The 24247-nt window shown below is 68.1% G+C and carries 18 protein-coding genes and 1 pseudogene; 2 read left to right on the top strand and 17 right to left on the bottom strand.

Annotated features, from left to right (window positions below; all coding sequences use genetic code 11):
• Positions 1–1178: 1178 nt before the first annotated feature.
• Together JYK17_RS29475 and JYK17_RS29470 are read right to left on the bottom strand one after the other, a co-directional pair.
• Positions 1179–2180, bottom strand: coding sequence for an ABC transporter substrate-binding protein (locus JYK17_RS29475; protein WP_234548388.1), 1002 nt, complete (start codon positions 2178–2180; stop codon positions 1179–1181).
• Between the two features lie 853 nt (positions 2181–3033).
• Positions 3034–3777, bottom strand: a complete 744-nt coding sequence (locus JYK17_RS29470; RefSeq protein ID WP_234548387.1) for a GntR family transcriptional regulator — start codon at positions 3775–3777, stop codon at positions 3034–3036.
• A 1159-nt stretch (positions 3778–4936) separates the two neighbouring features.
• Here JYK17_RS29470 and JYK17_RS29460 point away from each other — a divergent pair.
• The gene (locus tag JYK17_RS29460) at positions 4937–6790 is read left to right on the top strand and encodes a hypothetical protein (RefSeq protein WP_234548386.1); all 1854 of its coding nucleotides are present in this window, start codon (positions 4937–4939) and stop codon (positions 6788–6790) included.
• A gap of 249 nt (positions 6791–7039) precedes the next feature.
• Here the strand turns inward: JYK17_RS29460 and JYK17_RS29455 are convergent, their stop codons facing one another.
• The 15 genes from JYK17_RS29455 to JYK17_RS29385 all read right to left on the bottom strand — a co-directional run bounded on the left by JYK17_RS29455 (position 7040) and on the right by JYK17_RS29385 (position 22701).
• Positions 7040–8272 carry a lactonase family protein gene (locus JYK17_RS29455; protein ID WP_234548385.1) on the bottom strand — a complete coding sequence of 411 codons (1233 nt, stop codon included), beginning with the start codon at positions 8270–8272 and terminating at the stop codon, positions 7040–7042.
• Positions 8273–8310: 38 nt separating this feature from the next.
• A complete protein-coding gene (locus JYK17_RS29450; protein ID WP_234548384.1) occupies positions 8311–9177 on the bottom strand; it encodes an ABC transporter permease in 867 nt (288 codons plus the stop codon).
• A gap of 32 nt (positions 9178–9209) precedes the next feature.
• Positions 9210–10247, bottom strand: coding sequence for an ABC transporter substrate-binding protein (locus tag JYK17_RS29445; protein WP_222811546.1), 1038 nt, complete (start codon positions 10245–10247; stop codon positions 9210–9212).
• Between the two features lie 15 nt (positions 10248–10262).
• Positions 10263–11852: a carboxylesterase/lipase family protein gene (locus JYK17_RS29440; protein ID WP_222811545.1), complete on the bottom strand. Its 1590-nt coding sequence runs from the start codon at positions 11850–11852 to the stop codon at positions 10263–10265.
• A 26-nt stretch (positions 11853–11878) separates the two neighbouring features.
• On the bottom strand, positions 11879–12574 hold the full coding sequence (locus tag JYK17_RS29435) for a GntR family transcriptional regulator (protein WP_108015255.1): 696 nt from the start codon (positions 12572–12574) through the stop codon (positions 11879–11881).
• A gap of 64 nt (positions 12575–12638) precedes the next feature.
• Positions 12639–13499, bottom strand: a complete 861-nt coding sequence (locus JYK17_RS29430; RefSeq protein ID WP_108015254.1) for an amidohydrolase family protein — start codon at positions 13497–13499, stop codon at positions 12639–12641.
• 14 nt (positions 13500–13513) lie between these two features.
• Positions 13514–14497, bottom strand: coding sequence for a substrate-binding domain-containing protein (locus JYK17_RS29425; protein ID WP_108015253.1), 984 nt, complete (start codon positions 14495–14497; stop codon positions 13514–13516).
• 78 nt (positions 14498–14575) lie between these two features.
• The gene (locus JYK17_RS29420; RefSeq protein WP_234548383.1) at positions 14576–15445 is read right to left on the bottom strand and encodes a hypothetical protein; all 870 of its coding nucleotides are present in this window, start codon (positions 15443–15445) and stop codon (positions 14576–14578) included.
• Positions 15442–16614: a DUF3500 domain-containing protein gene (locus JYK17_RS29415; protein ID WP_108015251.1), complete on the bottom strand. Its 1173-nt coding sequence runs from the start codon at positions 16612–16614 to the stop codon at positions 15442–15444. The genes JYK17_RS29420 and JYK17_RS29415 overlap by 4 nt, the downstream gene beginning before the upstream one ends.
• Positions 16615–16656: 42 nt before the next feature.
• On the bottom strand, positions 16657–17574 hold the full coding sequence (locus JYK17_RS29410) for a substrate-binding domain-containing protein (RefSeq protein WP_146191753.1): 918 nt from the start codon (positions 17572–17574) through the stop codon (positions 16657–16659).
• A gap of 38 nt (positions 17575–17612) precedes the next feature.
• Complete coding sequence (locus JYK17_RS29405) at positions 17613–19271, bottom strand: thiamine pyrophosphate-binding protein (protein ID WP_108015249.1); 1659 nt, start codon at positions 19269–19271, stop codon at positions 17613–17615.
• Positions 19268–20323 (bottom strand): amidohydrolase family protein, encoded by a 1056-nt coding sequence (locus JYK17_RS29400; RefSeq protein ID WP_108015248.1) that lies wholly within the window; start codon positions 20321–20323, stop codon positions 19268–19270. Before JYK17_RS29400 ends, JYK17_RS29405 begins: the two co-directional genes overlap by 4 nt.
• Positions 20324–20379: 56 nt before the next feature.
• Positions 20380–21240: an HpcH/HpaI aldolase family protein gene (locus JYK17_RS29395; RefSeq protein ID WP_108015247.1), complete on the bottom strand. Its 861-nt coding sequence runs from the start codon at positions 21238–21240 to the stop codon at positions 20380–20382.
• The gene (locus JYK17_RS29390; protein WP_222811544.1) at positions 21237–21875 is read right to left on the bottom strand and encodes an SRPBCC family protein; all 639 of its coding nucleotides are present in this window, start codon (positions 21873–21875) and stop codon (positions 21237–21239) included. Before JYK17_RS29390 ends, JYK17_RS29395 begins: the two co-directional genes overlap by 4 nt.
• 25 nt (positions 21876–21900) lie before the next feature.
• Positions 21901–22701 carry an ABC transporter ATP-binding protein gene (locus JYK17_RS29385; RefSeq protein ID WP_222811543.1) on the bottom strand — a complete coding sequence of 267 codons (801 nt, stop codon included), beginning with the start codon at positions 22699–22701 and terminating at the stop codon, positions 21901–21903.
• A gap of 1061 nt (positions 22702–23762) precedes the next feature.
• On the opposite strand from JYK17_RS29385, the pseudogene JYK17_RS40770 reads away from it, so the two are divergent.
• Positions 23763–23954: pseudogene (locus tag JYK17_RS40770) on the top strand (IS5/IS1182 family transposase); the annotation flags it as partial.
• Between the last annotated feature and the right edge of the window lie 293 nt (positions 23955–24247).

Below are 24247 nucleotides of genomic sequence, written 5' to 3'. Positions count from 1 at the left end.
CCTGCGGTCGCGCCCACCGAGGGGTTGCGATGCTAGCCACGGCCCCCGGCCGGGCCAACTGTCCGAGATGCGCACCAATTGCCTTTGACCTGCGCAGACTTGATGCCGACCGGCGTGCACCATGAACGTTTAAGGCGCTTTTATAGCTTGCTTAAGCTCCAGGCGCCGGTGGACGCCACCGGGTCCGCCGGCGAGTTGATCACCCTGCGCAGCCGAACTGCCCCAAGTGTGGCGCCGTATCGAGGCCGAAGCCGCCGCTGCCCTGGGGAGTACGACCATCGCCACCCTGTTGCCTGCCACGACCGACCCGCCGCCGACGGCGCCGAAGTGGTCGAGTTCACCGATCCGGTGTGTCCCTGGGCCTGGGGTTCGGAACCGGTGTTCCGTCGGCTTCGCGCGGCGCTCGCGTGGCAGGTCCGTTGACGTCGGATGTACTGCATCCTCTTCGACCACGACGACCCCACACCCGGCCCCGCCGCGGAAACCGCCTGGCGCACGCGCTACGTCGAGGACGTGAGCGCTCACACCCGTGGCCCCGCGAGCCCTTCACCTGCGGCGGGTTGCCGCACGTTCGGGTGCTGCGGCGGCTGCGGGAGAGCGTGTTCGTGCTCGGGGAGCCGGTCGGCCCTGTCCACGGCGTCGGGTGTGCCAGGTCTGGTGCCGTCCGGCTCGCGGCCGACGCGGTGTCGCGAAGGTGCTGGAGCGGGTGCGCGCGGACCGGGCCGATGCGCGTCGTCGGGTCGGCGAGGTGTTGTCGGTGAGCGGCTGCGATTCACCTCATCCCGGCGCGGTCAAGGAGTCCGTTGACGGTCAACGCCGGTACGTGCTGCCGACGTTGCTGGTACGCGGCACCGCCGCCGGAGGGTCCAGGAACGGGACGTGCGCGTCCGGCAGTTCCTCACGCGCGGACGTGCGGAGACGGGTGCCGGCCCGGTCATCGCCCTCACCGAGCCTGGTCAGGATGAGTGCGGATTGGGCGGTGCCTCGGGCGGTGCCTCGTATCTCGGCATGAAGGGCATGGACTGGTCTCCGGGGAGGGTGAGTCGCGTGACACCCGGTCCTATAGTGCTCAAGTATTTGGCATGGGGCATCACCGGACCTCGTTCCGCCTGCCGCCGCGTGGCGTTGCGGAGAGCATCATCATCTCTTCTCTGTTGGCCGGGTGACTTCGGGTCGTGTCACCGGAGGTAGTCGTTGCTCCAGTCGTCCGCGGTGACGTCGGCTCCTTGAGGCAGGGCTCCCAGTTCGCTGACAAAGTCGAAGGTCTGCCTCCAGGTCTCCGAATCCATGTCCATGAAGAGTGGCCACTCGACCTCCATGATGGAGGCGTGCAGGACGGGGTCAGGGACGCCGGGGAACGCCTCCTTCGCCACCGGTATGACGGACGGGTCGTTTCCATGCTTGTTCAGGTATGCGCTGCCCTCTCGGACCGCTGCGATGAATTGCTTGACCACGGCAGTGTGCTGGCTGGCGTAGCTCTTTCGGGCCACCACCACCTGTCCGTAACCGGCGTAGTCGCCGGCCCACTGGTAGACCGTCTGGGAATTGGCCACCACAATGCCGTCCCCGGAGTGCTGGATCTGCAACGGCAGCGGTTCCGAGGTGACGAACCAGTCGATCCGACCATCTTTGAGCGCGGCCTCGTCCGCGCTGGGGCTAGGCAGAGAAATCCACTTGACCTTGCCAGGGTCGACCTTCTTGCTCTTGAGGAGAATCTCAGACTCGGCCTTTGTGTTGGCCGAGCTGAAACCGCCCGTTGAACCTGCCAGAGCCTGGGCCACCTGCACTGCCGAAGACTTCGACTTCAGGCCGTGCAGCTTCGCGAACTGCTTGCTCACGACAAGGCCAAGCGGGTTGCCGAGCCCGTCAACTCCGATTGCGGTCTCAGGACGGCCCTTCGCTATGGCGCTGAGGAAGCTCGTGGGGCTGGAGTTGAGAAATTGGAGGGAGCCTGACTCCAGTGCCGGTGTGCCCGTAGCAGCCGTTACGGTCTCGAACCTGACCTTCAGTCCATGCTTGGCGAAGTAACCCTGATCGTCCGCCAACCGGAGGGGAACATCGAAGATGTTGCCCGCAACGCCGACTGTGACCGTCGTGGTTACATCTGTGCCGGTTGCGGCTGAGTTCCCGCACGCCGTCAGCAGAGCGGAACTCAGCACCGTGGCTCCCGCGATGGCCATCGCTCGCCTGCCGGAGGCCGCGGATGGCAGGCAGCCAATGACTGCCGGCATTGGTCTGGGATGGAGTCTCATGGTCTTCTCCTGTCGCCATGCCCTGCAGGTGTCGAAAATCTCCGGCGGTTGCCGGGTATGCGGTGCATCAATCCGATAGGGAAATGAGGGGCGCGAGGTGGGCCCACCCCCGACCAACACACAAGGGAATGCATACGCGGCTGGGCGCCTCGCCCTACGACCTCAGCCCGTAGGCGATGCGCTCCGCTGCTGCGGGAGGGGTTGCGCTCGCACAGCGCCAGGACGGCAGAAGGGGGCCGAGTGACATTCGCCGAATCAGGTCTCTATTGAGGTGACGTGCCCGTCACGGAAACGGGCCCTGCCCCGAGACCTCCCAGCGGCCTGTCCGCGAGCCAGGGCAGAGCGGTGCTGTCGCGCCCCGCGGGCCCGGTCAACGCGGCCAACCCCGCGTTTCCTGCGCGGAACAAGACACCTCCGACCGCCGGCAAGATGCCGGCACAGGGGCTCAACACGGGGATCGCCCTGATTGATCGACACCTTCACCTCCATGGCCGCCTGCGAGGAGGGAAGTGACGAACGGTCCAGGTCGCGTTGGCCGGTGTTTTCGAAGCGCACGAAGGAAGCGTCCACGTATGACCCATCCACACATAGATTGTCGGACAAACCATGCGCTGGAAGGTAACAGCACTGTGGCATCGCGGCAAGGATTCTGCGGTACAGAGCCGATTTGCCCGAGAAGTGCCATCCACCAACGATATTTTTTGTCCAACAACACCAGGGCACGGCGGTCTGCAGAACACCGGGACGGGCTAGACAGGCGGCGGGCTCCCGGCCTGAACGTTCACTTCACAGCGGGATGCGTCCCGTCGTCCTGGGCCGATCGCAACAGCAGGGCCCTGCGAGCGGAGCCGACGTGGTGGCGCATCGCGGCGGCAGCTGCGTCGGGATTGCGGGTGAGGATGGCAAGAAAGATGGCCTGGTGTTCCTCGAGCGACCCTGCCCTCGGATGCGGCGCGGAGAGGTCGCGGTACTGCCTCATCACGAGAGGGTAGAGCAGAGTGTCGTAGGCGCGGGCCAGCGTCTGCTGGTGAGCGGCATGCTTGACCTGCTGGTGAAAAGTCCGATTGCCCTGGGAGTACCCGTCCTGGTCACCCCGCTCCTGACACTCCGTCATAGACTGTAGTGTGCTGCGTAGTTCGCCGATCTCCTCCTCAGTGGCACGTTCGGCGGCCTTGCCCGCCAGAGCGGACTCCAACGTCTCGCGCGCCTCCAAAATGTCCATCGCCTCCTCGACCGAGAAGTCTCTCGTGCGGACGCCCCGATTGACTTCGCTCGTGACATAGCCTTCCTGGGTCAACTGCACCAGGACGGATCGCATAGTGCTCCGCGAGACGCCGAACCTCTGGGTCAGGTCGGCTTCGGTAAGCCGAGTTCCAGGCGTGTAATGGCCCGACATCAACAGCGCGCGCAGACCCTCGTAAGCCTGGCTGTGCCGCGTGGATGGGCTCTTGCCGGAGTCGGCCGCACTGCCGGAGGACTCGGGGTTCACATGATCACCTGCGCTTCTGGAGAAGATGCCGAACACCGAGCAGTATGTCTGCAATCGACGAACATACGGTTCGCAGCGGCGGGGCAACGCTGCCGTTGCCGCCACAGGATGCCGCCAAGGCCTTCTTCCAAGGGCCCCACCACTCGTCCTTGGCTCGGCCGTCACCTGTTGGCGTCTCCTGGCGCCTGCATCTCCCCGATCTCCGTATCCCGAATTACCTGGACTCCCCCGCGCGGCGGCCGACGCCTCCGCTGCCACCCTGCCCCGAGGCAACCGCAACGACGCCACCCAGCTGATCCCGCTCCTCCAGGCCGTGCCGCCGATGCGCGGCAAACGCGGCCGACCCCCACGCCGGCCGGACGCGGTCCGACAGGACGCGGCTACGGCCGCGACAAGTACTGCCGGCTGGGCCGGAACCTCGGCGTGAAGCCGCTGATCGGCGCCGCGGTACCACGCACAGCCGCGGCCTGGGGGCTGTGCTCGAAGAGAGCGCGACGGAGCGCGCGGGTCCGTCTTCGCGCCCATGGGAACCACCCCTGACGCCAGCCATGCAAAGGATCAGACGGAACTTCGCGCCAACTCGCCTCTCCCTGCCAGCAGTTCCGCAGGTCCTTGACCGTTTCTCCGCTCCGGCTCATGCACCGTCACGACTGAACCTGCGGTGCGATCAACGCCGTGCGCGAGGGGACTCCGACGGCATACGCAGCGGTGCCGCAACCTGCATCCACCTCACCGTTTGTCCAACAATCTACGAGCTCAAGAAGGCCACCATCAGCCGTCGATGCCGTTTTCCGTGCAGACTTCTTGTGGGAGGCATGCGCCGGTGTTACCGTCGCTCGCGAGTTGTTCGACAATCCACACGACGGACGCGTGTGACCGTACGGATCAAGCATTCCCTCGGTCGTGAGCCGAGCCGCAGCCGACAGAGCCGACCGGATACGGCTGCTCAAGCGATCAACTGACCGACCAGCCGACAGAGCCGACAGAGCCGACTGACGGTACGAGCCGACACACCGTCAGACAGGTCGGCCGAAATCGACTGCAGAGCCCAGCAACCACCGCTGGGCGCCGGCTTTCCCCTGCGCATGCGTGTCCACCGATGGCGAAGGGACCTGATACTCCGATGTCACCTCAGCTCAACCGCAGATCATTCCTCGCAGCCGGCGTAGCCGTTGGCACAGCCGCAGCCACCGCGGTGCTGCCCAGCTCCTTCGCCGTCGCAGCTGCCGGCTCCGGCAAGAAGGGCGTGATGCTGATGAACCGCATCGGGCCCTCGTCATCGACCCTGTACATCGCCAACATCGACGGGTCCAACGAACGCCCGCTGCTCGACAGCACGAGTGCGGCATACGACCGCCACGCCAACTACTCCCCCGACGGCAAGACGGTGTACTTCACCTCGGAACGGACGGGCGACGGCAACTCCAACATCTACTGGGGAAGCCTGAACGGATCCGGCCAACTGGTGGGCATCCAGCCGCTGGTGACCGGGTCCGCGGTGAACGACAGCGCCTCCCTGTCACCGGACAAGAACACGCTGGCCTTCGCCTCCACGCGCTCGGCGGACCATCTGTCCCGCATCTGGCTGAGGAACATGAAGACCGGCGCACTGACCAACCTGACCGGGACCGCCGCACTCGCAGGTGATCCCAGCAGCCCCGACGGCCATTTCCGGCCGGTCTGGTCGCCCGACGGGCAGTGGATCGCCTTCTCCAGCGACCGCAACACGTCCTGGCGAGGTCACGACAACGGCAAGGGCTGGGAGCACACCCAGGAACTGAGCATCTACCTCATCCGGCCTGACGGCAGCGGTTTCCGCCAGTTGGCGACCAAGCCCGGATACTGCCTGGGTTCGCCGAAGTGGTCGCCGGACGGCCGGCGGATCGTCTACTACGAGATCACCACCGAAGGAACCTGGGGCGCCCACCGCCCGGAGGACATCGGGGTCGTCGAGTCCCAGATCGTCTCGGTCGACGTCGCGACCGGCACCGACCGCGTCGAGCACACCTCCGGGCCCAACCTGAAGGTCTCGCCGCAGTACGTGACCAGCACCGAGATCGGCTACCTGGTCAAGGGCGGAGCCGACGAGGGCCTCGCCTACACATCGGGCAGGGCCCCCGTGAAACGGTCGCTGCGCTCACCGGTCTGGTCGCCGGACGGCAAGTCGGTGATCTACGAGAAGCAGGGATTCACCAACCGTACGGTCGACGAGACGCTCTACAGCTGGGATTCGGACTGGGACTACCGCTTCTGCGACGTGTTCCCCGTCCTGTCGCAGCAAGGCCGCCTCGCGATAACGGAGAAGCAGACCGGCCTCGCCAACTCCTCGATCGTCACCCTGAATCCGGACGGCTCCGACGTCAAGGTCGTCTTCAACACCGCCAACAGTGGCCTCGACCCGACACTGCTTGCCCAGGGGCTGGCCGGCGCCTTCCGGCCCGCTTGGTCACCCGACGGCGCTTGGCTCGCCTTCGGTCTGGGCGGCTGGTTCCAGGAACGCGCCACCATGACAGCCGCAATCTGGCGAGTACGCAGCGACGGCACCGGTGCGGAGGCCCTGACCGACGACTCCACCAACGCCGGCTTCCCGAGCTACTCGGCCGACGGGAACAAGATCGTCTACCGCGTGTGGGGCCAGGAGAACGGCCTGCGCATCCTCGATCTCACCACGAGGACGACCACCGTGCTCACCACCGGATCCGATAACTTGCCCGACTGGTCCCCCGACGGCAAGCTGATCCTTTTCACCCGCAAGACCAGTGCGACGAACTTCGACGTGTGCACCATCCAGCCCGACGGCAGCAACCTGCGGGTCCTGACCAGCAGTGGCGCGAACGACGGGCACGCCGTGTGGAACTACGACGGCCGCATCCTCTACAACAGCGGCATGTACGGCTTCCGGGAAGAAGCGGCGCTGTACGACAACACCTTCCAGCCCTACGGCCAGATCATGGCCATGAACGCGGACGGCTCCGGCAAGCAGTTGCTGACCGACAGCCAGTGGGAGGATTCCATGCCGCTCTATCTCCCCCAGAGCGTGCTCTCCTAGCGGCCTACGACGACGGCCTTGTGTTCCTTCGAGGGTGGGAACACAAGGCCGTTTCACGCGACAACTCGGGAGGCCCCGGTCGGGCTTCCCAAGACTCACTCAGCATCTCTCGAAAACGCGACTTGCATGATCACCGGGGTCCGTCCGGCCATGCCTTGGGCGGGCCGTGGTGAAGCCGTCAGGGGCCAGCGGGTGGACAGCGCCAAGCCGGGTGCGGTGGGGTGTCCTACTGCACCCGGCGGCTGCTGATCACGAATGTGCGGAACCTCGTGTGCCGGTCCGGGTACGGAAGGCGATGCAGTCCGGGTAGGGGACGGCCACGGACGTACCCGTGTCGGTGAGATGCCCCGATTTCCGGTCGACTTGGAAGAGATTTACGGTGCCGCTCGCCTCGTTCGCGACAAACAGCCAACGCCCGCTGGGGTGCAGGGCGAAGCTCCATGGCGTGACGCCGGCGCACGGGATGCGCTGGATCTCGGTGAGCAGGTCCGTTGCCGGGTCGGTGGCGAAGACGACCAGGGCGTTCTCGCCACGGTTGGAGGTGTAGACGTGGCGGCCGTCGCAGCTGATGGCCAGTTCGGCGGCGCTCGTGGCTCCGGTGTGGTCAACGGAATTGGTCGACAAGGTCTGGCGGCTTGTCAGTTCTCCGTGCCTCGCGTCCCATCGCAGGACCTGGATGTCCGCGGTCAGTTCGTTCAGCAGGTAGGCCGTCCGTCCATTCGGGTGGAAGGCCAGTCGCCGTGGGCCCGATCCCGGTGCCGTCGCGAAGGAGCCGGGGCCGTCGGGCGTGCCGACGGACATCCGGTGCGTAGCCGGGTCGTAGTCGTAGACGAACACCCGGTCCGCGCCGAAGTCCGCGACCAGCGCATACCTGCGGCTCGGGTCGACGACCACGTAGTGGGGGTGCGGGCCCAGCTGGCGTGGACTGGGCCCGGAGCCGGTGTCCTGCACGAGGGAGGCCACGGCACCGAGGCTGCCGTCCGGGTGGACCGGCACGGTCGCCGCGGAGCCGGCCGCGAAGTCGGCCACCAGCAGCGTGTCCGCATTCGTGGTCAGTCCGATGTACGACAGCCCGCCGCTGCCGGTCGGGACGGGTTCCGTCTCGATCTCGTCGAGTTGCTGAAGCCCTCCCGAGGTGTCGTCGATGCGGAAGGTGCGGATGTATCCGCCCTGCTCGCTGCCGGCGACGTAGAGGATCGGGCGCGTGGGGTGAGTCGTGACCCAGTTGGAGCTGACCTGGGCCACGGACCCGAGTGACGTCATGGTCCCGTCGTCGGGGTTGAACCCCACCGCGTAGACCTGGCCCTGCCCCCAGGTGCCGATGTAGAGCAGGTCAGTCGGCTGGTTCGGGGCGGCGCCGGCCGGGGTGCCGGCGAGCAGCGGCGCGGCCATTGCGGCCGACGCGGTCATCGCGGCCAGCAGGGTTCTTCGGGACGGCCGTCCGTCGCGCGAGGCGTAGGGAGGTTGAGGAAAATCGTTCATTGAGGCACGCCTTTGTCGTGAGCAAGGGTGTGGGTGTTTCAGGCCTTGGGCCGTGGCCGGCGGCGGGCCGCGAGCCCGAGGCGCTTGAGCGCGTACGCGTCGAGGGCGGTCAGTACGCCGTTGAGGGCGAGTGTCATGACGACCAGGACGATCAGGCCGGCGAACTCGGCCGCCGCGTCCAGGTTTTGGGCCGCGGTGAACAGTTCGTGGCCCACGCCTTCGGAGGAGGCGATGAATTCACCGCCGATGACGCCGAGGATGGCGAGCGGTCCGCCCGTCTTGAGTGCGGCGAAGAAGGGGGCGGCGAGCGTCGGGATCGTGACATAGCCCAGGACGTGGTGCCTGCGCCCGCCCATCACCTGGACGACCTCGACGAGTTCGCGTTCCCTCAGTCGCAGGCCGAGGTAGACGTTGTAGAAGACGACGAAGGCGACTCCGGTCATGGCGATGGTGATCTTCGACCAGGAGCCGATGCCGAAGAACAGCAGGAACAGTGGCGCGAGTGCGATCTTCGGGATGCCGTTGAGGGCTGCGACGAGCGGTTCGAGGACCCGGCCCAGGAGCGGGAAGGAGCCCAGTACCAGACCCATCACCGTCCCGGCGAGCACGCCGAGTCCGAACCCGGCCAGCACTTCGATGGCGGTGACCTTGATGTCGGTCCATCCGGAGGCCGAGCCGAGCATCTTGGTGAGTGCGTCGTACACGTCGGTGGGCTTGCTGACCGCGTACTCGGGGACGACGGGGCCGCTCATGACCTGCCAGAGGACGATGGCGACCAGGATCACCAGGATGCGCAGGGCGATGATGGCGGTGGTGCTCTGCAGGCGGGCACGCGCTTTTCCGGTGGACCGGGGCGCGATGCCGGGGGCGGGCTTGGTCACGGCCTTGTCGGTGACGGTTGCCATGGTCTGCTCTCTTCCGGGTGGGGTCGGCCGTGTCACGGCAGGTAGGTGTTGGTCCAGTCGTCGGCGGACACGCTCGCGTCGGGGACCGCGCCGATTCCGTCCTTGACGAAGGCGAGGGTCTTCTTCCATCCGTCCGCGTCCTGCTTGGCGCTCTTGGGCCAGGCGACCTGGGTGACGGAGGAGCTCAGCACGCTGTCGGGCACGCTCGGCAGGGTCTTACGCGCTGCGGCGAGTATCTTCGCGTCGGTGGCGGAGTGGGTGCTGAGGTAGGCGGTGGCCTGCTGGACGGCGGTGGCGAATCCCTTCACGGTGGTGGCGTTGGACTTCGCGTAGCTCTTCTTGGCCACGACGACCTGGCCGTAGCCGGCCTGGTCGTAGCTCCACTGCGGCACCGTGGTCGGGTCAGCGACCACGACACCGTCACCCGCCTGCTGGACCTGCAGCGGAATGGGCTCGGAGGTGATGAACCAGTCGACCTCGCCCTTGACGAGGGCGGCCTTGTCGGCGGCGGGGTTCGGCAGCGAGACCCACTTCAGCTTGTCCGGGTTGACATCGTGCGCCTTGAGGAAGATGCCGGCCTCCGCCTTGGTGTTGGCGGAGCTGGCGCCGGCTGTCGAGTCGGCCAGGGCCTTGGCCACCTGGTCGGCCGGGGTGTCGGCGGTCAGGTGGTGCTTCTTGGCGAAGTCGTCGCTGACGACGATGCCGAGTGGGTTGCCGCCGCCGTTCGTGGCGACCGAGATGTCCGGGAGACCCTTGGAGAGAGCGGTCAGGAAGCCGGTCGGGCTGGAGTTGAGGAACTGCACTGAGTCCGACTGCAGGGCCGAGGTGCCCGTCGCCGCGGTGAGCGTCACGTACTTGATCTTGATGTTCTGCTTGTCGAAGTACCCGTTCTCTTCCGCCAGGCGGATGGACAGATCGAAGACGTTGCCGCTCACGCCCACGTTGACAGTGGTCTTGCCGTCCGCGCCGACCGAGGCAGAGCCGTTGTCACCGCAGGCGGTCAGCAGTGCTGCGCCGAGGACCGCGGTCGAGGCCAGTGCGAGGGAGCGTATGCCTGTGTGGTTTCTCATGGGGAACTCCTTTGTTCACCAGGCTTGTTGAGTGGAGAAGAACCGGATCCAGAAGTCGAGGTGTGTCGAATCCGAGACAGGTATGGGCCGGAAGTGCGCGCCGATCTCCATGACGGAGCCGGCACCCGGCGAGAAGCCCGGCCAGTGGGGCAGGCCGGTGCCGTTCGGGTCGCCGGTGGCGGCGAAGTTGGTCCAGTAGGAGGAGAGGATTCGCGCGATCTCGTGGTCCTCCTCGGTCCACGATGCGGTGCCCCCGGCGGGGTTGCGGAAGACGTAGTCGATCTCGGAGCCGTGGGAGGCACGCCGCAGAGTTGAGCCCGTGACTGGAGCACGGTGGGTCCAGAAGTACGTGTGCAGGGTGCGGGTGGTGTGGCGGCTCCAGTCCATGCCCCACAGGTAGGTAGAGATGCGGGAGTTGTCACGTGCGGCTCGGCTGCTGGCTCGGGCCGCCTCGTCGTCGGTGCCGGCCGGGTACAGCCGCAGAAATTCCTCGGCGAGTGGGCCGAACTTTTGTTGTGCTGCCGCGCGATGCTGTTCCAGCGTCAGATGGATGGGAGGCGCGCCGGGCCGGGGGGTCTGGCGTTCGGCGCGCAGGGCGGTGACCATCGCCTCGGGCACGGCGCCGCTCTCGTCGAGGTTGTTCCCGGTGAGGTAATCGATGTCGTTCTGGGATCCCTTGGCATATGTCTCGTCGTAGCCGGCGCGGATCGCCCACCCGTCGACGACAGGGCGGAACAGGGGTGGCCCCGCCGTGCCACCGGTGTCGATCACCGTGTCGAGCGGATGGTGACCGTCGACGAGTTTGCGCCAGTGAAGTGCCCGCAGCTCCTGGATCGTCCGGGCACCGTGCACCCGTGCGTAGCGGTCCCCCGCCCTCTCCGCGTCGGCGGGAAGGCGGTAGGAGGTACCCAGGTAGCGGAGTTCGGGGTCGCGTGCGTATCGTGCGTGGCTTTGCGCGATGGCGCGGTGGAACAGGCCCTTGGCGAGCGGGGACATGGCCAGGAAGTTGACCATGCCGGCGCCTGCGGACTGGCCGGCGATGGTGACGCGGTCCGGGTCGCCGCCGAAGTGCGTGATGTTGTCGTGCACCCAGCGCAGGGCGGCAATGCAGTCGAGCAGTCCGTAGTTGCCGGAGGAGCCGGTGCCGGATTCGTCGCTAAGCTCGGGTGTGGCGAGGAAGCCGAAGGCGCCGAGCCGGTAGTTGAAGGTGACCACGACGACGTCCTGGCGGGCCAGATGCTCGCCGTCGTAGCGGGGATGTGCCCCTGTGCCCTCGCGAAAGCCGCCGCCGTAGATCCATACGAGGACCGGGCGCCGATCCGTGGAGGCTGCAGCTTTGGTCCAGACGTTCAGGTACAGGCAGTCCTCGCTCATCGGCACGTCGACTCCGGTTGCGGCCGCGTCGGTCGGTGCCTGCGGACACATGGGGCCGAACCGGTCCGCCCGCCGGACCCCTTCCCAGTGCGTGGGCTGTTCGGGCGGTCGCCAGCGCAGGTCACCGACGGGCGGGGCGGCGAAGGGGATACCGCGGAAGACAGTGACGGAGCGGTCACGGCACGGTATGCCTTCGACGGCCCCCGCCTGGGTGGCCACAGTGCGGCGCATGGGGTCCTTCCCGCCCCGGCGGGCCGTCAGGTGATTGACGGGGCCGGGGACTTGTCCAGCAGCAGCGCCCTGCGGGCGGAGCCGACGTGATGACGCATCGCCGCGGTCGCCGCGTCGGCATTGCGCGTGACGATGGCGAGGAAGATCGCCTGATGCTCCTCCAACGATCCGGACCTCGGGTGCTGGGCGGAGAGATTGCGGTACTGGCGCATCACCAACGGGTAGAGCAGCGTGTCGTAGGCGCGGGCCAGAGTCGTCTGGTGCGCGGCGTACTTGATCTGCTGGTGGAAGCTGCGGTTGCACCTGGAGTAGGCGTCCTGATCGCCTCGGGACTTCGCCTCCTGCATCTCGTCGAGGGTGCGGCGCATGTCCGCGATCTCCTCGGCGGTGGCCCGCTCCGCCGCTTTGCCGGCCAGAGCGGACTCCAGCGTCTCGCGAGCCTCCAGGATGTCCGCCGCCTCCTCCACGGAGAAGCTGCGTGTGCGCACCCCGCGATTGACCTCGCTGGTGACGTAGCCCTCCTGCGTCAGCCGCACCAGAACGGATCGCATGGTGCTCCGCGACACGTTGAACATCCGGGTCAGGTCCGCCTCGGTCAGCCGTGTGCCGGGCTCCATGCTTCCCGACAGCAGCAGGGAACGAAGGCCCCCGTAGGCCTGGCTGTGGCGGGTGCCCGGCGCCTTCGTCCCGGACTCGGCGCCTGGGCTGTCGCTGTCCACCATGACCGTCTTTGCCTTCCGTGGGGGTGAGAACCGAGGCGGGAACCCTGACTGATCTCATGGCAGTTCAGCTCCCGCGCCGGCCCAGGGACGCGTACAGGCGTCGGGCCGTGCCGGCGAAGATCGCTTCCTGTGCCGCCTCGGGCAGCGGTGCCAGCACGGTGCGTGCCAGGTCGACGAGCTCTGTCATGGACTGATCGGCCGCGGGAAGATTCGACCCCCAGGCGATGCGCTCGGCGCCGAAGGAGTCGATCAGGGGCGTGAGGAACTCGATCGCTTCCTCCCCCACCGCGTGCAGCGGTTCGAGATTGCGGTGGGTGAGCTTCAGGTGCAGGCCCGGGTGGTCGGCCAGCTCGGCGACCTCTTTGCCGGCGCGGGCCGGGCCGGCCGCGATGTCGGGGTATCCAATGTGGTCCAGGAACACCCGGACGGTGGGAAACCGCTGCAGCAGGTCCACGAGCTGCCGGGTGGCCGGACCGAGCCGCATCTGAAGGCAGACGGTCACGTCCAGTTCGGCGGCGGCTTGCCAGAACGGATACGCCTCGGGTGCGGCGAACCATTCGCCCTGGACGGGGACGGTGCTGCCGCTGGTGAACAGCCGTACCCCCGCCAGGCCTTGCGCCTGGACGGCCGAGGCGAGACGTGCCGGGGCCTCGGGCGCCAGCGGGTCGAAGGTGCCGACCGCGATAAGGCGATCAGGGTGGGCGGCGCGGCTGTCACGGACGTAGGAGTTGTCGTAACCGTAGGCGGTGGTGGCCTGGACCAGGACGGACTGCCGGATGCCTGCCTCGTCCATGCGGGCGAGCATGTCCTCGGTGGTCACGGGTCGGGAGGTGGCCCAGGCGGATGCCTTCCCGCCGATGGGCGACCGCGGGTAGCGATCCTCGTCCTCCGCGATGACGTGGCAGTGCGTGTCGATGATGTCCATGTGTGTGGCTCCTGTCAGGCGTCGGGGTAGTCGCCGTCGGCGAACAGCGCGCGCGTGTCGTCGGGGAAACCGGCGTCCAAGAGGCCCTGCTCGCGTGAGTAGCGCACGAGGGCGGTGAGGCTCGGCTCGTTGGCGGTGACGCCGTAGGGCACGGGGTCGCCGCCGATCAGCGATGCCTGCCGGGCGAAGCGCGGCAGCGCCGTCCAGTCCGGGTCGGCGGCCACCTGCTGCCGCTTGGCCTCGGCGAATGCCGCGTACAGCGCGGTGGGCAGCGAGGGGTTGGCGGCGACCAGGTCGCTGCGCAGGGCGATCAGGGAGTGCAACGGGTAGACACCGGTGCGCAGGTAGTGGTCGCCGGCCAGGACATCGGCCTCGGGGAACAGCGGGTAGGGGGCGTCGCCGTCGTTCGCCTGCGGCTCGGCTGTGGCGGTCCAGCCGCTGCGTGGGGCGCCTGCCCGTCCGGTGCCGGCGTTGCCGGTGAACGCGGCGTCGATCTCGCCGACGCGGAGCAGCTCGCCGAGTGAGCGGCCGTCGGTGACGCGTTCCACGTTGGCCGGCACGCGGCCCGCGACGTGGTCGTCGTCGTCCACCACCCAGGTGATCCGGTCTATGTCGACGTTGTACTCCGTAGTGAGGACACCGCGCGCCCACACCCCGGTGCTCACCGAGTAGGCGCGTACGCCCACCCGGCGGCCCTCGAGGTCGCGCGGCGCCCGGAGGCCGGAGTGAGTGCCGCACTGGATGTCGCCGTGGTGGAAGCGGCGGTTGAGGAAGACCGGGATCGCGGTGAGGGGGACGCCGGCCTGACGGGCCATCAGGTAGGACACCGGCGCCAGTTCGCACACGTCGAACTCCAGGTCGCGGATCATCCGGCGGTAGGCGCCGATGACCGGCCTGACCTGTACTTCCTCAATGAGGTGACCGGCCACGGTGGTGGTGTTGTCCAGCAGAGTTCGCACGTGGGGGTAGTCACCGAGGACGGTCGAGAGCTTCTCCATGTCCTGCCTTTCTGTGGCGTTCCGCAGCGGGGAACGCACTTGGGTTCCGGGGAAAGCGGGAGGCGGCTGGGTGCGTATTCAGCCGAGGCGGGACGGGGGGACGCCGAGGGCCGCGCAGGTCCGCTGGACCAGCTCGTCGAAATCGACGGGACGCGGTATGACCTCCTGCTCCAGCGCATAGGCCGCGGCGCGGGTCACCGGGCCGCGCAGCCCAGCAAATCCGGTCGGGTCGATCGCGGCGGTGGGGGCGGCAGCGCCCGCTTTCCGCATCGCGTCGTAGGCGGCAAGGATCGCGGCGGAGTGCTCGCGGGCGGCGCTCTCGCTGATGCCGACGACATGGTTGACCGGGGTGAAGCCCGTGCGTGCAGACCAGTCGGCGGCCACCGTGCGCGCGTCGGCGATGGCGGTGTGGATACGGTCGTCGTCGGGCAGTTCGTTACCCATGATCCCGAAGTCGAGGCGTCCGTCGAGGAATTCGGCCGGCAGCTTGGCGCCGTCGGGCGCGCGGGTGACCCAGGACGGGTCCTCGTATCCGTCGACGTGGGCGCCCTCGTAGGTCCGCCAGTCGATCTTCCGCAGGTCGACGCCGTACTGCTCGGTGAGGAAACCGCGCACCCACACGCCCGTGGTCTGGCTCCAGGCGCGGACCCCGACGCTGCGCCCCTCGATGTCGTGGACCGTCAGCCGGCCCATGGTGACGAGCGTCTGGTGCTGGTCCCGGCCGAGAGCGGTGATCGGCAGCAGCAGCACGGGCCGGTCCTGGGCGATCGCCTGGAGCAGGGTGACGATGGCGAGCTCGCACACGTCGGCGCCGGTGCCGTTCACGAAGGGACGGGATGCCTTGTGGACCGGCCGGATCTCCAGCCGTTCGAACGGCGTTCCGGTCGCCTCGACCGCCGCTCCGGCCGCCTCGGCCAGGTCGTCGCGGCCCAGAACCACCTTCATCATTTCCTCCTCGGTCCGTTGTGGGGGTGCCGTGCGTGGTGCTGTCGCAGCAGGTCGGCGCCGTAGTCGCCCCCGTTGGGGGTGCGCACGATGGTGTGGATGTGGCGGCGGGTCGGGTGGTCGTTGGCGTACATCACGCCCGCCATGTGCTCGAACTCGACCAAGATCACCGGGCTGTGCAGGCGGTAGTAGAAGACGCCGTCCGGGTCGCCGACCCACCCGAAACAGGTGTCGCCCTCGTGCGCCAGGACCTCGTCCATCCGGACCTTGGCGTGTTTGGGGTTGGCCCGGTCGGTGTACAGGGCGATCAGCTCAAGGGCCGCACGGCGCTGGTCACCGGTCAGTTCGCTCAGCGGGAGGCCCGCGAAGTCCAGCTCCCAGTTGTCCCGGAAGGCGCCCACGTGCAGTTCGTTCGGCAGCTCGTCGGCGATCGTCGCCCGTGTTCGCTGCGCCGCCGAGAGTCCTGCGAACAGCTCCTGTCCCGCGGCCTCCTCGGCGCGGAACGCGGTCGTCCCGGCGAACTTCCCGCCGTGGGCGACCACCGGCTCGGCGCCCAGGAACGTGGGCGTGAGCACCATGTGGTCCCCGACCAAGGCGCAGTTGACGTTCACATGGTGGCCGTCGAGCTGCCAGCCGAACGGGCCGTCGCCGAGCGGGTCGCCGTAGACGCTGAACCAGTACAGCCACTCATTGAGCTTGTCGGTCTCGCCGCGGATCTCACCGATCGTCAGGTTGAGCCGCATCAGGTCGATCACCTGCTGGTGTCCGGTCTCGCTGAGCGACGCCCGGATCACGTCCAGGGCGAGCTGCCGCTTGACGTCGTCCAGCTCTTCCAGAAGCAGGCCGTGGCGCAGGAAGTAGCGTGCGCCGTTGTTCCAGTGGCGCCAGGTCACGTCCCGCATCGGGAAGCGGGCTTTGTACAGCTCGTTCGGGGTGAGCGCCCGCAGGTAGGCCGCGGTCGCCTCGCGGATCCGGGTGGTGTCGGCCCCGGCCCCGGCCAGCGGGTAGAGGTTCGGGACGAGTCCGTCGGACGTGACCACCCCGCGCAGCGGCTCGTCGGCCGCCTCACGGCGCCAGTCGACCTTGGCGAGCAGTTCCGGCGTCCAGAGGTCCGGTTCACGGGTGGGGGCCGAGGGCCGCACCCGCAGCTCCGCGTCATCCGTGTCTTCCATCGCCTCTCCCTCCTTTCAGGTAGTGGTGTGCTGCCGGTCCCCTCATCCCTCGAGGAACGCCGCGTCCTTCTGGATGCCGGCGAGGTCAACGGGGGTGCGCACGAGGCCCTGTTCCAGGGCGTAGCGGGCCGCGATCTCCAGGCAGCGGGCGAGCGAGTCGCTCCAGCCGGCGGTGACCGCCCGGCCCGCCGGGGTGGCGAGGTCCCGCTCGCCGGCGGTCTGGTCGATGCTCCGGGCGAGCGCCCGGAACAGGGCGGTCACCGCGTCGGGCCGGGAGCGCAGGGTGTCGTCGCGGACGACCAGCACGTGGTTCGCCGGCACGGTCCCGTGCCGCTGTATCCACGCCGCGGCCGCCTGCTCCGCGTCCTTGATCACCGGGACCAGCGGGACACCCTGAACACCGATGGCGCGCGGCCCGAGGACCGCGGCGTCCACGTCCCCGGCCCGCAGCAGGGCCGCGACACCGCCGCTCGAGGAGCGTTCGACGTTCGGGGGGTTGACGTAACTGGCGACGTGCGCGTCCTCGGTCGTGACCCAGATGACGTCCGACGCCTCGACGCCGTAGTCCTCGCGCAGGATTCCCCGCACCCACAGCCCGGTGGTCTGGCCGTACGAGCGCACCCCGATCCGGCGGCCCGCGAGCCGCCGTACGTCCAGATCGGGGCCCTCGGGCAGCCGGGTCAGCGAACCGTGGTGAGTTGCGCCGATCAGTACGGCCGGCAGGAGCGTGAGGGGCACGCCCGCTTCACGGGCCATCAGATAGGTGGCGACGGGCATCTCACAGACGTCGAACTCCAGACCGCCGACCATCCGCGGGAACGCGGAGTGCAGTGGGGAGGCGGACAGGAAGCGGCACTCCACGCCCTCCACGGGGATGGTCCCGTCCCTGAGCACGCGCGTGTGCGGGTAGTCCCCAAGCAGGACGTCGAGCGTCCCGCCTTGCGCAGATGGGCTGTTCACGGTCACGCTCTCCTCGCGCCTGGATCCTCGTTGCTCGCTCACACGTCCTCGCCGTACCAAAGGCGCCGGTAGGGCGGGCTGAGCACCTTGCGCGTGATGCGGACGTCGATGACGGTCGGGCGCGGTTCGCGGACGAACTCGGCGAGCGCCGCGCGCAGTTCGTCGGTGGTGCGCACGGTCGCGCCGGCCCCGCCCAGTGCCACGGCCACCGGACCCAGCTCCGGGGTCGGGATGACGGCGAGCTCGGGGTCGAGGTTCTTCGCCGCCGACTTGTGGTATTCGGCGCCGAGGCCCTCGTCGTTCATGACGACGACGAGCATGGGCAGTCCGTAGCGGCAAGCGGTCTCGAACTCCGGCAGGTGCATGAGGAAACTCGCGTCGCCCTCGACCACGAAAGAGGGCCGCCCGGCGTCCGCGACGATCTTGCCGATGGTCAGCATCGGGGCCTGGCCGATGGCGCCGAACATTCCGTAGTTGGAGACGATCTCGCGGGAGCGCTGGAACAGCATGGTCCCGAAGTCCGTCTGGTGGCCGCTGCCGAGCACCAGGTCGATCTCGCCGGGAAGCTCCTCGTCCAGCACCGTGATGGCCTCACGCGGGTCGATCAGGCCCGGGTCGCGGACGAACTCGGCGGGGTCGATCAGCCGGGCGGACAGCCGGCTGCGCACGCCCGCGGTGTGAAAGCCCTCGATCCGCACGGACCGGTCGGCGAGTTCGCGCTCCAGCGCGTCCAGGGCGGTCACCGCGTCGGCGCGGACGTAGACGTCGGCGGCGTTGCCGTTGCCCATGATCAGGTGTTCGGCGGAGTCGATCTGGATGTACTTCGCCTCAGGGAAGAGGTAACCGGCCTCAGTGGTGTAGTGGTTGAGACTGGCCCCGACCGCGATCACGCAGTCGGCCTCCTGCAGCAGCTCCATCGCCACCCGGTTGCCGAACAGACCGGAGATGCCCACGTGGTGCTCGGTCCGCTCGCGCAGCCAGTTCTTCGCCTGCAGTGTGGTGGCGATCAGCGCGCCGGTGCGCTCCTGCAGGCGCAGCACGCCCTCACCGGCGTCGGCCTGACGGGCACCGCGCCCCACGATGATCACGACCCGCTTGCCGGCCTGCACCACGTCGGCGGCGCGTGTGATCCGCTCGGGGTCGGGCAGCGGCCGCTGCCGGTCGATCAGGTCGGTCGACGGCACGTACGGCATGTCCTCGGCGTCGCCGAACTCGTGCGTCTGGATGTCCATCGGGGCGCTGATCATGACCGGGCGGGACTCGGTCCTGGCCAGGTGGAAGGCGCGCTGTACGACCTCCTGTGCCTGGTCGGCGCGGTCGAGGTGGAGGTAGGCGCACTCGATGGCGGCGGCGAAGCGGCCCTGGTCGAGGTACTGGGCAGCGGCCTTGTCCCCCCAGGCGGTCTCGCCGCAGAAGGCGACCAGCGGAGTGCGGGCCCGCGCCGCGACGATCATCGAGGTGGCGAGCTGGGAGACACCGGGGCCACTGGTCGTGGTGATGACGCCGGGCCGGCCGGCCGCTCGCGCCCAGCCGTCGGCCATGCCGAGGCCAGAGCCCTCGTGCCGCACCTCGAACAGCCGCACACCGCGCTCGGCGAGGGCGTTCATCCAGTGCATGTTGGCGTCGCCCATCATGCCGAAGACATCCCGGGTGCCTTCCCGGACGAACGCCTCGGCCATGGCTTCGTAGACCTTCATCGGGCCGTCGCCTCCGAGTTCGCGAGGTGCTTGTGGTTCTTCAGGCGGGGGAACACCCGCAGTGCGTTGCCGGATTCGATGAGACGACGGTCCTCGGCGGACAGACCGGTGACGGAGTCGAGGATGCTCTTGGTGTCGTCAAAGGCGTGTCCGGTCTCGGGGTCGATGCCGCGGACGGCGCCGATCATCTCGGAGGCGAACAGGATGTTGCCGGCCGGGATGACGTCCGTCAGCAGCTGCATGCCGCGCGTGTGGTAGACGCAGGTGTCGAAGTAGACGTTGTTGAGCACCAGTTCCTCCAGCGGAGGACGGCCCTGGTCCTGCATGACGCCCCGGTAGCGGCCCCAGTGATAGGGGACGGCGCCGCCGCCGTGCGGGATGATGACCTTCAGCTCGGGGAAGTCCCGGAACAGGTCCGACTGACACAGCTGCATGAACACGGCGGTGTCGCCGGCCAGGTAGTGGGCGCAGGTTCCCTGCAGGGCGGGGTTGCGGGACATCGCGACGTGCAGCATGGCCGGGACGCCGAGCTCGACCATCTTCTCGTACAGCGGGTAGTACACCTTGTCGGTGACCGGCGGCGCCTGCCAGTTGCCGTCGGTCGGGTCCGGGTTGAGCAGGGCGCCGACGAAGCCCAACTCGGTGACGCAGCGCTCCAGTTCGGCGACGCTGTTGTGGACGGAAGCCTCCAGCGCGTCACCGGGCGACTGGGGAAGCTGGCAGACGCCCACGAAGCGGCCGGGGAACAGCCCGCACACCCGGGAGATCAGATCGTTGGCGACGCGGGACCAGTCCAGGCTGGTCTGCTCGTCGCCGTAGTGGTGGGCCATCTTCCCGGCGCCGGGCGAGAACAGCGTGACGTCGGTGCCGCGTTCGTTCTGTAGCTTGAGCTGCCCCTGCTCGATGGCGGTCCTGATGTCCCCGTCGCTGATCTCGAGTTCGTCGGGGGTGACGCGGGCGTCCGAGTCCTCGAAGGCGCGGATCTGTTTCTCCCGCCATCGTCCGAGAGCGGGAGGGGCGGTGGTGAAGTGACCGTGACAGTCGATGAGCATGCGTGACTCCGGAGTTGGCGTCAGGTAAGGCGCAGAAGGAGGAAGGGGAAGAGCCGTCATGCGCGGCCGGTGAGGGACCGCCCCAGGTCCAGGCCCGGGTACGTGCGCACGGGTGCGGTCATGAGGAAGCGGTAGCCGTCGTCGAGGACCTGCTTGACGTTGTCGACGGTGACGTGCGGGTGGCCCACAGGGACGCCGCGTGCCTGACAGGCGTCCAGAACGCGCTGCTTGCACGCGAGCATCCGGGAGTGGTCGTACTGGCGTGGTATGCCGAGTTCCTGGCTCATGTCGCCCTCGCCGATGATGACGAGTCCGATGCCCGGCACCTCGTCGAGCATGCGGGGCAGGTTCTCGATGCCCTGCTGGTCCTCGATCATGAGGGCGACGAGGACCTCCCCGTCCGGGTCGAGCGGCCAGACGTCGCTACGGGTGTAGTACTCCTGGTTGGTCAGGCCCCAGTAGCGGGCCGCCGCTGCTGGGCTGTCGCCGCGCAGCCCGGCCGGCTCGTGCCGCGGCTCGCCGGGCAGCTTGGGGTAGCGACAGGCGGCGACCGCGTTGCGGGCCTCCTCGACGGTGGAGATGTGCGGCCACACGACACCGAAGGCGCCGAGGTCGAGGACCTGCTTGGCGTGCCACTGTGCCTTCTCGGCGCCGTTGGCGGGGATCCGTACGATCGGGGTGAGAGCCGGGGCCGGGTCTGCGGCGTCACGGATCTGGCGCCGGTTGAGCAGGTACTGGAACGTGTCACGCAGGGCGACGACGTCCCATGGCTTGTGTTCCATCTCGAAGACGAGCGCGTCGTAGGAAGTGGTGGAGAAGTCGATCGCGGCGGTGGGCTCGGCCGGGGAGAACGACGCGAAGACATGCCGGCCTGCCTCGAGATGGGCGATGATCTTGTTGAGCCGCTGGGCTGTCACGGCCGGCCTCCCTGAGACGATGCGGACGGGACGGACGACGCGGACCGTTCCGGGTGGGCGGAAGAGACAGGGCGACGGCGGCCGAAGAGTCGGGCCAGCCGTTCGCGGATCCGCTGCCACAGGGCGGGGCGTCCCGGAGAGGCGGTGACCGCGGCGGCGGGATGTGCGGCCTCGAGGGGCACAGGACCGGCGCAGAGCTGGATGAATGCTTCCGAGAACTCCCGGGTCATCTTCTTCACCACGACCCCGGCTCCCGACTCGATCAGCGAGGCGAGCTTCCCGGAAAGGTTCACCTCACCGTTCATCGCCACCCGTGCGCCGCCCGTCGCCGGGTCCTCGGTCACGGCGAAAACAGCGGTGCCACTGAACCGGGTGGCGCCCTGGCCGTCGCGGCCTCGTGCAGTGAGCCGGCCCTCCCGCTGGTCCTCCAGCAGCTCCAGGGTGACGCGGGCAGCGAATTTGACGCGGATGCCGCCGAACTTCACCATCAGGACCGCGTCGAAGGACCCGTCGTCGTGGTAGTCGCCCAGTTCAGCGCCGCCGACGCAGGAGACGACAGCAGAGGGATCACAGACGACTTCCCAGACACGCTCGGGCGCACTGGGCACATCGATCTGTTCCGCAAGGGATATCAAGGGTTGGACCTCGCTTCGCGCATCGCTATGCGGCGTCGGACGTCTTCGTGTCCGACTTGAACAAGCTCCACAGATGGTTGTAGAGCTCCGAGAACTCGGGCGACTCGATGAGGGAGCCGATGGTGCGGGGCCGTTCGAACGGCACGGGCAGGACGCGGCGGACGGTGCCCGGCCCCTCGGACATCACGACCACCTGGTCGGCCAGGTAGATGGCCTCGTTGAGGTCGTGCGTGACGAAGACGAGCGTGCCCTTCTGCTCCTCCCACAGGTTGAGCAGTTCCTGCTGAAGCCCCAGCCGTGTGATGGCGTCGAGCGGTCCGAACGGCTCGTCCATCAGCACGATGGAGGGCTCGTAGATCAGCGCCCGGGCGATCGCGCAGCGTTTACGCATGCCACCGGAGAGTTCCCGGGGGTAGTGCTCCTCGAATCCGGTGAGCCCCACGACACCGATCCAGTGGGCGATGCGTTCCTCACGCTCCGCCTTCGGGACCTTGCGGAACTTCAGCGCCAGGCCGATGTTTGCCTTGACGGTCAGCCAGGGCAGAAGATCGGTCTGCTGGGTCACGTAGGCCGCGTCCGAGTTGACGGCGGTGATCGGCTCACCGCCGAAGTACACCCCGCCCTTTGACGGGCTGAGCAGACCGGCGGCCAGATTCAGCAAGGTGCTCTTCCCGCATCCGCTGGGACCGATCACGGCGACGGATGTGCCGCGCTCGATCTGGAACGACACGTCCGTGATGGCGGGTCGGTGGCTGCCGGGGAACTCCAGGGTCACGTCCTCGAAGCGGAGGGCTTCCGCCTGTGGAGCGCGCGTGTTGGTCGACATCTTCGTCTCCTCGGCCACACCTCCTTGAGAGGGCGTGGCCTGGCGCATCGTCTGTGCGGTGGATGGGTGTTGACGTGCGGTCGATCGCCACGAATCACGTGAACGTGGATGAAACCGCAGCAGGCCGAACTCGCGTGGTGGCAATCTCGGTTGGGCGTCCATCTCCGAGATTGTCGGACAAGAACTGATGGGAACGTAACGCGCTCGATCCATCTCGGCAAGATGTCTGCAAGAAAAACCGGTACCGGGATCCAGGAAGAAGCCCCGCGTGGCCCAGATTGTTCGACAATGATTGCTGTCCGTGGAACGATGGTCAGGCGTGAGTCACAGCTACGGCGCGGCGGATGCCGTCCCCGCCCCAGATGCTGCATCCACCAGGGTTGGTGGATCGCGTGGTGGCCGCGTGTGGTCGTACGGAGCACCGTGGGCCCCCCGTTGCCGACCCGGCTGGTGGTGCACTTCGTGCTCGGGCTGGCCGTGCGCTCACGGGGGCCGTATCCGGAGGTGACAGGGCTGGGTCTCGATCCGCTGCGGGTGCTTTTCGCAACGACCGCTTAAGCGGTGGGCATTGAGGCCATCCCGGGGTGCCTATGGCAGGGACTGCGGCTGTCCGGCTTCCTTCCGGTGCGGATGGCCTGACGCATCGAGGTGCGCAGCCACCTCGCCGTGGACACCGAGCCGGCCGGCTTCCGCACCGGCGAAGTCACCCCGGTCGGCTGCCTGCCCCACTGCATCGGACCGGGCCAACTCGCCCCTGCCGACCGGGAGTTCCTCGGCCCGCCACTACGGCGGGCCGCCATCGGCGCAGACCGGCTGTGGCGGGTGCCCGCCAACCGCGTCCTGCCCGTCGACCGGCAGTTGCAGGACGGCTCCTGGCGCTCCCACATCCACGCGCACACCGACCCCGCGCACGCCGATCCCGTCACGGTGCGGGTGGTGGCCTACCAACTCAACAGCACCGGCGCCCCTTGTTGCTGTTGTCGACGAGACAGCGCACCGCGTCGATCATCTGCCGGTGGTCGGCCGGCCGGCGGGCTGGATAGCGACGGGCGTCGACGCGGCACCGCATCGCCCGCAAGGTCATCGGGATCTCGCAACGGCTCGGCCACCACCGCCGGATCATCGAACGCACCATGGCCTGACTCGCCGGATGGCGACGCCTGCACCGCCGCTACGAACGCAAGGCCGACCACTTCCGCGCCTTCACCGACATCGCCTGCACCTTGATCTGCCACCGCAGACTCACCACTTGAGACGAGTTCTCAACATTTCGCAGACTGCGCCTCAGCGGCCGTCTCCCACCCACTTTGCACGCTCGTACGTCATACGGAAGACATGAAAGTCTTCGGCTGTCCGCCGAGGGATTCCGCCGTCCGGCATCTCGTGGTCTGTGCCGGACGGCGGACCTCGTGCATCCCCATGTCCGTGACGCTACGGCTTGAAGTGCTATCTAGAACCAGCCATCCGCGCCGCGGCGCCGGCTTCCGGTATGCGTACCACTCAGCTCACCGCGAACTTCTGTGCGGCGGAGCCGTTGCAGTTCGCG

Source organism: Streptomyces plumbidurans (genome assembly GCF_019857225.1).
Classification (GTDB): domain Bacteria; phylum Actinomycetota; class Actinomycetes; order Streptomycetales; family Streptomycetaceae; genus Streptomyces; species Streptomyces plumbidurans.
This window is presented reverse-complemented; position numbering and strand designations above follow the sequence as displayed.